Annotated in this window: 7 protein-coding genes and 1 pseudogene; 4 read left to right on the top strand and 4 right to left on the bottom strand. The window is 46.2% G+C overall.

From position 1 onward, the window contains the following. Positions 1-260: 260 nt before the first annotated feature. The 3 genes from gcvP to B9J84_RS04755 form a co-directional block, all read right to left on the bottom strand. Complete coding sequence (gcvP, locus tag B9J84_RS04765) at positions 261-3,140, bottom strand: aminomethyl-transferring glycine dehydrogenase (RefSeq protein ID WP_094123649.1); 2,880 nt, start codon at positions 3,138-3,140, stop codon at positions 261-263. 81 nt (positions 3,141-3,221) lie between these two features. After that, the gene (gene gcvH / locus B9J84_RS04760) at positions 3,222-3,602 is read right to left on the bottom strand and encodes a glycine cleavage system protein GcvH (protein ID WP_013868476.1); all 381 of its coding nucleotides are present in this window, start codon (positions 3,600-3,602) and stop codon (positions 3,222-3,224) included. 57 nt (positions 3,603-3,659) lie between these two features. Beyond that, positions 3,660-4,967, bottom strand: coding sequence for a serine hydroxymethyltransferase (locus B9J84_RS04755; protein ID WP_017043957.1), 1,308 nt, complete (start codon positions 4,965-4,967; stop codon positions 3,660-3,662). Between the two features lie 392 nt (positions 4,968-5,359). Between B9J84_RS04755 and B9J84_RS04750 the strand changes: the two genes are divergently transcribed. From B9J84_RS04750 to B9J84_RS16310, 4 genes are all read left to right on the top strand, one after another. Next, positions 5,360-5,983 carry a helix-turn-helix domain-containing protein gene (locus tag B9J84_RS04750; RefSeq protein ID WP_010320321.1) on the top strand — a complete coding sequence of 208 codons (624 nt, stop codon included), beginning with the start codon at positions 5,360-5,362 and terminating at the stop codon, positions 5,981-5,983. A 291-nt stretch (positions 5,984-6,274) separates the two neighbouring features. Then, a complete protein-coding gene (gcvT, locus tag B9J84_RS04745; protein WP_026028185.1) occupies positions 6,275-7,408 on the top strand; it encodes a glycine cleavage system aminomethyltransferase GcvT in 1,134 nt (377 codons plus the stop codon). Between the two features lie 77 nt (positions 7,409-7,485). Then, positions 7,486-8,466 carry a trypsin-like serine protease gene (locus tag B9J84_RS04740; RefSeq protein ID WP_094123648.1) on the top strand — a complete coding sequence of 327 codons (981 nt, stop codon included), beginning with the start codon at positions 7,486-7,488 and terminating at the stop codon, positions 8,464-8,466. A 128-nt stretch (positions 8,467-8,594) separates the two neighbouring features. Continuing rightward, entirely contained in the window at positions 8,595-9,689 is a 1,095-nt protein-coding gene (locus tag B9J84_RS16310) for a trypsin-like serine protease (RefSeq protein ID WP_176429692.1), read from the top strand. Between the two features lie 75 nt (positions 9,690-9,764). Here B9J84_RS16310 and B9J84_RS04730 read toward each other — a convergent pair. After that, positions 9,765-12,182, bottom strand: a pseudogene (locus tag B9J84_RS04730) (M16 family metallopeptidase); the annotation flags it as partial. Between the last annotated feature and the right edge of the window lie 302 nt (positions 12,183-12,484).

Below are 12,484 nucleotides of genomic sequence, written 5' to 3'. Positions count from 1 at the left end.
AATCTCCACCGTCGGGAATTTGTTGCAGAAAACGTTATGTGATCTATTTAAACTTTCATGGTTTCAAGATACCTTTTCTTATCTGAAAACAACCTTGTTAGATCAAAAGCACTAACAAGGTTCTGTCCAAAAATCGTTTTACAGCCTAACAAAAAGGCGAACTTCTCAGTTCGCCTTTATTATTGAATATTGATAACAAAGTCAGTCACAACCTAAAATGATGATCATAAACTGTGACGGCGAGCCATCAACATCAGTACCTACTCTTGGTAGTTATCGATACTTGGGCATGAGCAGACAAGGTTACGGTCACCGTATACGTTATCGACGCGGCTCACGGTTGGCCAGTATTTTGATGCCTGAGTATGAGTGGATGGGAAGCAAGCCGTTTCACGAGAATATGGGTGAGCCCATGCATCACTTGCGAGATCCGATTGTGTATGCGGCGCATTCACTAACGGGTTGTCGGCTAATGGCCATTCGCCTGATTGAACTTTCTCCATTTCGGCGCGAATCGCAATCATCGCCTCGCAGAAGCGATCCAATTCGGCTAAGTCTTCCGATTCGGTTGGTTCAATCATCAAGGTGCCAGCAACAGGGAAGGACATCGTCGGTGCGTGGAAGCCATAATCCATCAAACGTTTAGCAATGTCTTCTTCGCTGATACCTGTCGCTTCTTTAAGCGGACGAATGTCAATAATGCATTCGTGCGCTACGCGGCCGTTACTACCACGGTAAAGAATAGGGTAGTGTGGGCGCAGTCTTTCCATCACATAGTTAGCATTTAAAATAGCGACTTGAGTAGCCGTAGTTAAGCCTTCTGCACCCATCATGGCAATATAAGCCCATGAGATAGGTAAAATAGAAGCGCTGCCTAAATCGGCCGCAGATACGGCGTGATCGCTGCCTTCAACTCCCCCTTCAATATGTCCCGGTAGGAAAGGCGCTAGGTGAGATTTTACACCAATCGGTCCCATACCTGGGCCGCCGCCGCCATGTGGAATACAGAATGTTTTGTGCAGGTTGAGGTGAGAAACATCAGAGCCAATAAAGCCCGGATTGGTCAAACCAACTTGCGCGTTCATGTTGGCACCATCAAGGTAAACTTGGCCGCCTGCGGCGTGAACCATGTTACAGACTTCTTTAACTTGTTCTTCGTAAACGCCGTGCGTTGAAGGATAAGTGATCATGATGCTAGAGAGGTTCTCTTTATGCTTCTCAATTTTGTCTGCGAGGTCTGCGATATCAACGTTGCCGTTATTATCACATTTCACGACCACTACTTTCATCGAAACCATTGAAGCGGTTGCAGGGTTGGTGCCGTGTGCTGAGCTCGGAATTAAGCAGACGTTACGGTGCCCTTCACCACGGCTTTTGTGGTAGCGCTGAATCGCTACAAGTCCTGCATATTCGCCAGAAGCACCGGAATTCGGTTGTAGCGAGAAGGCATCATAGCCTGTGATTTCACAGAGCTTTTCTTTTAAATCCTTAGCGAGAGCGGCGTAACCTGCGGCTTGTTCTTTCGGTGCAAATGGATGGATCGAACCAAATTCAGGCCAAGTGACAGGGATCATCTCGGCTGCGGCGTTCAGTTTCATGGTGCAACTGCCAAGCGGGATCATGCCGTGAGTTAATGAAAAGTCTTTATTCTCAAGTTTTTTCAAATAACGCATCATTTGCGTTTCGCTGTGATAGGTGTTGAACACAGGATGCGTTAGGAAGCGAGATTGACGACGGCAGTGTTCTGGAATCGCTGCAAATTCGTTGGCGGCAATTTCTGCCGACAGCGCGCTTACCGATTGCTTAATATCGAAAACCGCAAACAGGGTTTCAAGATCAGCGGTGGTGGTGGTTTCATCTAAACTGATGCCTAGTTGGTCATCAAAGCGGCGTAAGTTGATGTCGGCTTGCTGCGCTTTTGCGTAGAGCGTTTGAGTTTGAGCGGCACTCTTTAAGGTAATCGTGTCAAAGAAGCTGTTGTGTACCAATTCGTAGCCCGCTTGAGTTAAGCCTGCCGCTAGAATTGCTGTCATATGATGAGTACGGCGCGCAATGGTGCGCAACCCTTCTGCGCCATGATATACCGCATAAAACGAGGCCATATTAGCCAGCAGAGCTTGCGCGGTACAGATGTTCGAGGTCGCTTTTTCGCGGCGAATGTGCTGCTCGCGAGTTTGCATTGCCATGCGCAGTGCTGGATTACCTTTGGCGTCAATCGACACTCCGATCACGCGGCCGGGCATAGTGCGTTTGTGCGCTTCACGCGTGGCCATAAAGGCGGCGTGTGGGCCGCCGTAACCCATAGGGACACCGAAACGTTGAGCTGAGCCAATCACGACATCCGCGCCCATTTCACCTGCTGGTTTCAGCAAGGTGCTGGCCAGTAAATCCGTGGCAACAGTAACCAAGATTTTATTGGCTTGCGCTTTAGCAATCAGGTCGCTTAAATCACGCACTTCACCTGTGGTGCTTGGGTATTGCAGCAGCGCGCCAAACACATCTTGTTCAGGCAATGAGTCGAGTGCGCCGATTTGTACCTCAAAACCGATAAATTCAGCGCGAGTTTTTACCACTTCAATGGTTTGTGGATGAACATCGTCCGCCACAAAAAAGACGTTACTTTTGCTTTTTCCTGCGCGTTTACACAGTGTCATTGCTTCGCCAGCGGCCGTTGCTTCATCGAGCAGCGACGCGTTGGCAATATCCATTGCTGTTAAATCCATCACCATTTGTTGGTAGTTAAGTAGCGACTCCAAACGACCTTGAGAGATTTCTGGCTGGTAGGGCGTGTAAGCCGTATACCAGCCCGGATTTTCCAGTACGTTACGCAAAATGACGTTCGGCGTGAAGGTGTTGTAGTAACCTTGACCAATGAACGTGCGTTTAATCTGGTTTTGATTGGCAAATACTTTTATCGCGCTGAGCATATCGGCTTCGCTTTTAGGCGCAGCAAGGGACATTGGGCTTTCTAAACGAATTTGCGCAGGAACGGTTTGTTCGATTAACGCGGCTAAGCTTTCGGCGTTAATCGCGTTGAGCATTTTTTGTTGATCGGCTGGGTTGGGTCCGTTGTGGCGTGCAACAAACTCATTTTCGGTACTTAACTGGCTAAGCAGTGGGCTGTGAAGTAATTCAGTCATTTCCTTTACCTTTTCAAAGATCGTGTGCGACCTTAAAAAAAAGCCGCCCATGCTGGGCAGCTTTGATCCGTGATGGGCTAATTAATCTTCTTCGATAGAGTTTTGGTACTCTTCTGCATTTTTTAGATTGTCGAGTTCAGAAGCATCAGACATCTTCACTTTCACAATCCAGCCACCTTCATACGGTTCTTCGTTGATGAGTTCTGGGCTATCTTCTAACTCTTCGTTGATTTCAACGATGACACCTGTAATCGGTGCGTAAATATCTGAAGCGGCTTTGACAGATTCAACCAGAGAAAAACTGTCTCCAGCATCAATTTCTGTATCTACTTCAGGTAGGTCAACAAACACGACGTCACCAAGCATCTCTTGCGCATGCTCAGAAATACCGATGGTCACTGTGCCGTCACCGTTGTCGCGCACCCACTCGTGGCTATCTGCAAACTTCAGTGTATTGTCCATTGCTTTATCTCCAAAAAAGTATCGTATTGATTTGAACTTGTGTTTAATTTTAAAAGGCTATTGGTAGAGTGGGAAGCGTTGGCACAGCGCTTTAACTTGTTTGCGCACACGTTGCTCAACATCACTGTTTCCTTCTGGGCTCACAACAAGGCCATCGAGAACATCGCCAATCCACTCACCGATGAGTTTGAATTCTTCACGACCAAAACCACGGCTGGTTCCAGCTGGCGTACCTAAACGAATACCCGAAGTAATCATAGGCTTCTCGGTATCAAATGGGATGCCATTTTTGTTACATGTGATTCCTGCACGCTCTAATGCTTGTTCGGCTATATTCCCCTTCAGCCCTTTAGGGCGAAGATCAACAAGCATGAGATGAGTGTCAGTCCCGCCAGTCACAATGTCACAACCGCGAGTTTGCAATACTTCGGCGAGAACTTTTGCGTTATCGATCACCGAATCAATATAACGATGAAACTCAGGGCCTAACGCTTCGCCTAGTGCTACCGCTTTGGCCGCAATTACGTGCATTAACGGGCCACCTTGCAGGCCGGGGAAAACCGCCGAGTTAATTTTTTTGCTGATCTCTTCGCTGTTGGTCAAAACCATACCGCCTCGTGGGCCGCGCAAGGTTTTATGTGTGGTGGTCGTGACAACGTGGGCATGCGGCAATGGGCTTGGGTGAGCACCAGTGGCGACTAATCCGGCAATATGCGCCATATCGACCATTAAGAGCGCGCCCACTTCATCAGCAATGGCTCGGAATTTGGCAAAATCAATCACGCGAGGAATGGCAGAGCCGCCCGCAATGATCATCTTTGGTTGATGCTCTAACGCGAGGCTGCGTACATCATCATAATTGATTTCTAAGGTCGTGCTATCGACACCATATTGAATAGCATTAAACCACTTACCAGAGAGAGCAGGCCGAGCGCCATGAGTGAGGTGGCCTCCGGCATCCAGAGACATACCTAAAATCGTGTCACCCGGTTGCAGTAAAGCCAGCATCACCGCGCCATTAGCTTGTGCGCCTGAATGCGGCTGCACGTTGGCGTATTGACAATGGAATAGGGATTTTGCACGTTCAATCGCAATGGTTTCGACGGTATCAACGTGTTCGCAACCACCGTAATAGCGACGGCCGGGGTAGCCTTCTGCATATTTATTGGTGAGACAAGTACCTTGCGCTTGCATAACGGCTTTTGAAACGATGTTTTCTGAGGCGATCAGCTCAATTTGTTCATTTTGGCGCACGTATTCGGCTTGAATACCCGCAAAGACAGCATCATCAGTGGCAGCAAGGTTGGTTGAGAAAAAGCTCTCAAGGCAGTGGTTGGGGTAACTTTTGTTCACGTTGGCATTCATGGTAGATGACCTTCCAATAATCCGACGGATTGGCTAAACATTCCGTCATTCCTTTTTAGTGGCTGCCTTATCGTTAAGCCGTTAGGCGACAACAAAGCAGAGTGTCAGTTATCCTTAAACTGGATTGCAACCCCAACAATACGGGGTGAAAAGCCACTTAAACCTTGTTAAATCCCTAACCGCAATAAGTGGTAAACTGCATCTCTTTATCTAACAAGTCAGTAACATACTCTTTGACTTATAAACAATCAATCAAAAATTTCCTATAGGAAACATGGTTTCTTTTTTTGTAAGCAAGAGCACGCTTTATTTACGTGCAGCCTCTTTAACCTTGCGTTGGCTTTATGCCACAATGATGGCCGAAATCAGGAAGATAACAATCGAGGGAAAGCATGTCTGAAGACATTTATGATGAGTACCCATCGTTGACCTTGGCCAAGGAAACTGGTGAACAAACGATCGAACCGCTTAAGCTTGGGCAACGTATTAAAGAGATCCGCTCTAAGCTTGGGATTACGCTAGAAGAGGCGAGCCAGCGGACAGGATTAGCTCGATCTACATTGAGTAAAATCGAAAACGAACAGATTTCTCCAACCTACCAAGCGATGCAAAAACTCGCTCATGGATTGCAGATAGATATGCCTCAACTATTTGAGCCACCAAAGAAAATTGTGGCAACAGGTCGTAGGGATATTTCTCGTATTGGTCAGGGCAAACCGCATCCCACCCCAACTTACGAGCATGAATTGCTCGCCACGCAGCTCTCTAATAAGAAAATGATGCCGTTTAAAAGCCGAGTGCGAGCTCGTGCATTTGAAGAGTACAGTGACTGGGTTCGTCACGATGGTGAGGAGTTTTTGTTGATCCTCACGGGTGAAGTTTTGTTCTATAGCGAATTTTATGAACCGGTTCGATTGGCGGAAGGTGATAGCGTTTATTACGACGCTAACATGGGGCACATGCTGGTCTCTGTCAGCGAAGAGGATGCATTGATTTTGTGGGTTACGGCAAAATGAGTGTGAAAACGCGAAGTTTCTTATAGTGACAGCAATCGTTTGCTATTTGTTGGCTTTGCCCTCTGTAGTGTGCTTTTAATCACTTTTAGCTCAGGCGATGGTAAGCATCTCGCGACTTTTAATTGTGATTGGGTTGTTAATTTTGACAATTCATCTTGTTTTGAACTTGTTAATCCGTCCGAACGGGCGCATTCTTGTTCACTATTGGAAACATGGTTTCCTCTTCTTTGGACATAATAGCCAAAATTTGGTGGTGAATTCCCTGCTGGGTCGGCTGAAATGGAGATAAAAATGACTCAAGAACATGCAAATCAAACACTACTCACTACTCCTTTACATGCGCTGCACATCGAAGTTGGAGCGAAAATGGTGCCATTTGCTGGCTATGACATGCCCGTTCAGTACCCATTAGGGGTAAAGAAAGAGCATTTGCATACTCGCGAGGCGGCTGGTTTGTTTGATGTTTCGCATATGGGCCAACTTCGTTTGCATGGAGCCAATGCTGCGCAAGCATTGGAGTCATTGGTTCCGGTCGACATTATTGACTTACCAGCAGGCAAGCAGCGTTACGCCTTTTTCACCAATGCACAAGGTGGCATCATGGATGACTTGATGGTTGCTAACCTTGATGATCATCTGTTTGTTGTGGTTAATGCGGCTTGTAAAGCACAAGATATTGCTCATCTACAAGCACATTTGCCACAAGGTGTTGAGCTCGAAGTCATTGACGATCGCGCGCTGTTAGCGCTGCAAGGGCCAAAAGCCGCTGAAGTGTTAGCTCGCCTGCAACCACAAGTGATGACGATGCACTTTATGGATATTCAGCTAATGGACATCGACGGTGCTCAATGCATTGTCAGCAGAAGTGGTTATACCGGTGAAGATGGTTATGAAATTTCTGTACCGGCAGAGCAGGCCGAAGCATTGGCGCGTAAACTGACCGCTTATGAAGAAGTGGAATGGATTGGTCTGGGCGCGCGCGATTCACTGCGTTTAGAGTGCGGTTTGTGCCTTTACGGGCATGATCTCGATACCACCACAACGCCAGTTGAAGCGAGCTTGTTATGGGCGATAAGCAAAGTGCGTCGTGCTGAAGGTGAGCGTGCGGGTGGTTTCCCGGGTGCAGACATCATTCTTGGGCAGATCGAAAGCAAAGATGTTGCACGTAAACGTGTAGGTTTAGTGGGGTTAACTAAAGCGCCAGTACGTGAAGGAACGGAGCTATTTGATGCCGATGGCCAGCATATAGGCGTAGTGACCAGTGGTACAGCAGGACCGACGGCCGGAAAGCCCGTGTCTATGGCCTATATCCGAGCTGATTTATCAGCGATAGGCACAGAAATTTTTGCTGATGTGCGCGGAAAAATGCTGCCTATGGTGGTTGAGAAAATGCCGTTTGTGGCTCAGCGTTATTATCGCGGCTAAAGCATCATAAAATGTAATAAAAGTGCATTTAAAGATGTTTCATATCGATAACGGATTAAGTACTATCTGGGTTCAAAGTGATAAGGAATGACATGATGAACAAATGGGTAGTACTTTTTTCTTCGCTCGCCTTCTCTGGCAATGTGTTCGCCGTTGATGCTCAGCCCTACATAGTAAACGGTACGGATGCAAGCGTGACGGAGTTTCCTTCTATAGCGAGCTTGTTTTTTGATCAAATTGCTTATAACGGTTCATATGGAAAAGGAAGTTATTGTGGTGCTTCGTTACTCAATAACCAATACGTATTGACGGCTGCGCACTGCGTTTATGGTAATAGTGCAAATCAGCTTTTTACCTCTATTGTACCTAAGCTGCAAATTGAAACAGATTTTCCATTCAACATATTAGAAAAAGCGCGAGTGGCAGAAATCTATTATCCATCAACTTATAACAACACCACCTTATTGGATGATATTGCGATCCTCAAGCTTGAAACGCCTTTGACAATGGTGTCGTCTGCTGACTACTTAACGCGGCCTACCGCAAATTCTGATAGTACTTATCGTTCATCAAGTGAAACCTTTATTGCCGTTGGGCATGGTAATACTGCCTCTAATGTCGATACTAAAACGTATCTACAGAAAACTAATTTAACCTATGTGGCTAATGTATATTGCAATTACACTTCCACCACAGACACTAATTTATGTATGGAAGGGGCGATAGGTTCTACGGGGCTGCAAAATGCAACCTGTCAGGGCGATTCTGGGGGTCCGTTATTTTGGCATATTGGCGGTAACTATATCCAAGTTGGTATAACCAGCTTCGGGCCAAATACCAAGTGTGGAGACCCACTGGTTACTGCTCCATCGGTATTTACGGAAATCCTTGACTATTCTACTTGGATAGAGAGTGTTCTGCTTGGTTCTGAACCACCAAAATTTGTCGCAACAGAAGCGAAACGCCAAGCTTATTTAAACCCACCTTCTGACAGTGGCGGTTCATTCGGCGGGTGGTCTTTACTGCTGATGTTTATTCCCTTCATTCGTAGACGTTGAACCCTTATTGATTTCGAGCGACCTGTTTAGGTCGCTTTTTTATTGCCTTTTTTGAGCAGGTTCTACTTAGGGCGCTAAACTTGAAAGTGATACACGCGTATCTTTCTAGATGAGTGACGAGGTGATGGATGTACAAATGGATACTGTTCAGTGCGATGCTATCAGCAAATGCTTATGCGGTTGATTTCCAGCCTTACATTGTGAATGGTTCGGATACCAGCAGTGCCACTTACCCTTCTTTTGCTAGCCTTTTATATCAAAGCAGCGCTCAGTATAGTACCAACAGTTTTTGTGGGGCGAGTATTATCAATTCACAGTTTATTTTGACGGCAGCTCATTGTATTTACGGTAAAAAAGATACCATGCTTTATACGGTGGTAGTGCCTCAGTTGGATAATGTGGCCGATTTCCCCTACGGGAATATCCAGATATCGCGCGCGGCGGCTTTTTATTACCCCAGTACTTACATCAATTCGTCCAGCGCACTCTGGCGTGATGACATTGCGATTATCAAGCTCGAAACACCGCTCAATGTGGCGGACTATTCTGCGCTACTCAATACTCAGTTAAATAATGATTACCCTGCTGGCAATAATTACAAAGCGATTGGGCATGGCTACGTGGCGGGTAATGTCCCGAATGCTAATAAGCAGTTGCAAGAAACGACCCTCACTTTTGTTAGTAATGCCGTCTGTAGCGCTTTTTATGGCTCGGCACTGACCTCAAAGCAGATCTGTTTTGATGGTGCGGTAAGCGGTGCATATAAAAACTCCACCTGTTCTGGCGATTCCGGTGGGCCTGTCTATTGGTTTAATGGCTCGCAATACATTCAAATTGGTTTAACCAGCTTTGGGCCTTCACTATGTGGCGATACTAACCAACCGATCACCTCGGTATTTACGGAGCTTTATGATTATCAGAGCTGGATTCAGCGCGTTCTTACAGGGGCAGAGGCGCCTAAATATTATGTTGCCACTCAAAATGGGGTACGTGTTCTGATTGATACTCAAACTGTTGCCCCTCAAGAGGAGAGCGGTGGCAGTTTGAGTATCCTAGGGTTGACTCTACTGCTGTTATTTCGCTTTCGGGCGCATAATAATTTTGGTTCGTCTGTTGTGGTGATTAAAAATTTGCTTGGCTCTCAACGTCATCTCTTGTGCGGTGATTCGGTTTGCCGTTTGCTCTATGTTAAACAACGCATCGATGCCGTACCCGTGCAGTGAATAACGTTGAATAAACCAATTCATCTGCTTGGGGTCGTCTTTGAGTGGTTTGAGATCGGCAATCAATTGTTTCGCTGCGGTGAGCGTTTCCTCTTCCGTTATTTCGACAGATAAACTGTCAATCAGCTTATCAATGGCTTGCTCTGCGGTATCGACATCATTGGATGAAATATCCACGCTAAATAGCCAATCGTTATGTGGTTCACTATCGGCTGAAACCGAAAAAGCATTGGGAGCATAATCCAGCCCTAGCTGTTCACGCACCTGACTCACCATGCGGCGGTTTGCCACACGCCACAACATATCATCCATAAAGATAGTAGTAGCCGATTTGTGTTCCGGGTCGTTACTGATCACTCTGGCAAGATAGGCACTGCTTTTTTCGTCATTGATCGCCATGTCGATTCGAGGCTGAAAGTCTGCGCGATAATCAATGCGATAATCGACCTCAGGTGCAGAGCTGAAGGTTAATGACGCTACATAGGTACGCAATAGCGGTTTCAGTTCGGCAGGTTTAATGTCTGCGGTAATAAAGAGTTTAAAGCCTCTATTTTTCTTAAAGAGATCATCATGGGTTTGCATCAGTTGCTCAACACTCACCGTATTGATGTCCGATCCTTCGTATAACCAATGAGTGGTGTCCGGCAGATAGCTATTGCGATTAATGGCGAGCGCCATCTGGCCAATGGGTGAGCGAAGAAAAGTATCACGATTTTGCTTAAACTCTTGTTTTGTTAACTGCAGATGGCTGTCGTCGATGTTGATGGCTGTCATCGCCGTATAAAGGGCCGCAAACGCTTCGGCTAACTCATCTTTAGATGATTCAAGGCTGATACCATGCGACGTAAAGTCGATGTAGGGATTCAATATGATGCCGTGTCTTCTCAGGTGATTATCCAACTGAGAGCCGCTAAAGTTACCAATTCCACCGCGTATGGCACTCGGAATAAGCACTTCAGAAGCTTTACGCAAATCGGGCTCTAAGCTTGCTTTACCACCAAGGCTTGCCAAAGAGGCATACACTTTTTCCCCTGCGTTAGTGTCTCTGTGATACCACACTTCAACACCGTTACTTAGCATCCAAGTGGTGATATCCATCGGCTCTTGAGGTTGAGATTCCGACAAAATAGCACCTATCTGCGTAGGTGTTACAAAAGCTTGATTGACCTCTTGCAATAGCGGTGGCCGCCCTTTTTGGGCAAACAGGGTTTTGAGTGTTGGCAGTGTCGCGACGACGGATTCGTTGTCTTCACTTTTATCCAACCCAATATTGATCTGGTAGTCGCTAGACAATAATTTGCGAAGGTGTTTATCGAGCATGGCACTGTTGGTGGTCGAGATAAATTCGGTTAACGTCGACCGTCGGTCTAAATGCGACTGGATCGGTTGATCCAATGTGCGCGCCAGCGTTTTTTCTTCGACTAAATCTATCGCGGTGGCTTTTTGCCAATTGTTATCGAAGTTCGCTAGCATCTCTTGATACTGACGGAAAATCGCCTGAAACTCTTGCTCACTCACACCATGATCACGCAGTGCAGCAAGTGTGGAGAAGAAGAGATTTTGCGATGCTTCTCTTGAGTCCACTGGAAACCCGACCTCTGCAAACGAATAGCGCTGGGTTTCAAACGGGATAGTTTGGGAATAAATCCAAAGTGCCGGAAGGTTGGCATCACTAAAATTGCTGGATAACCGCTGTTGTATCAGTTGCTGGGCGATATCATCGAGCCACCACTGGGCTTGTTGTTCACGGCTGGCTATTTTTTGCTCGCCACGGTCGATGAATAGGCTAATGTTCGGTGAGTCATTGGCACCAATGTAACCCACAAAATCTGTATTATTGGCCGTAATGCTGTGATTTCTAGTCGGCATTGGCGTGCTGCCTTTTTCCCAGCTAGCGAAATGTTTTTCTATCAATGCCGTGGCTTGCTCTAATGTGATATTGCCAGCGATAACGATTTCGGTGAGTTGTGGCTGATACCAAGTGCGGTAAAAATCGGCAATCCCTTCGGGTGTCGCTTGGTTTACGCTCTCTTTGGTGCCCAAGGGATCATGTTGTGCATATAAAGTATTAGCAATCATGTGCTCATAAACGTTTTGAGCGTAGCTCTTCTCCTCTCTACGTGAAAAACGAAACTCGCCCATGATCACGCGTTTTTCATTTTCAACCGATGTGGGAGTAAGCTCTATACCATCGGCAATATCTCTAAACCAGACCAGAGCTGGCTCTACCGCTTGGTTATCGGGTAAATCCAGTTTGTAAACCGTTTCTTGATAAGCAGTATAAGCATTGATGTCAGGACCAAAACTGACACCTGATTGCTCAAAGGTTTTGATCGCATCATTTCCGGCATAATGAGCGCTGCCATTAAAAGCCATATGCTCAAGAAAATGAGCGTAGCCCTGTTGCTGATTGTTTTCTTGAAATGCCGCTGCGTGAACAATCAAGCGGATGGAAACGGGTTCTTTTTGATTGGGATAAATGTGGTATTTCATGCCATTGGCCAGCTCGGCGCTTGCCCAATAGGGATCTTCTTTGATCGGAGTGAACGCTTGATTTGAAGCACATCCCAACAGAAATAAGCAACTAACGAATAGTAGACGATATATTTTCATAACAACCTCGACATGTATTTGGTGGCAATATACGTCATGAGGTTTGAATTATTTTGGGGAATGTGACTGTCAACTCAGGTTTTGAGAAAGAAGTTTCAATTTTTTCGTAACAATGAATGTTATTAATTACATTGTGTAATTTAAGTGTTAATTTTGCTCAATCTGGGATTGAATCTTTATAC

Source organism: Vibrio sp. V03_P4A6T147 (genome assembly GCF_002241085.1).
Lineage (GTDB): Bacteria > Pseudomonadota > Gammaproteobacteria > Enterobacterales > Vibrionaceae > Vibrio > Vibrio anguillarum.
The sequence above is the reverse complement of the archived record's forward strand: the minus strand, read 5'-3'. Positions and strand labels throughout refer to the sequence as shown.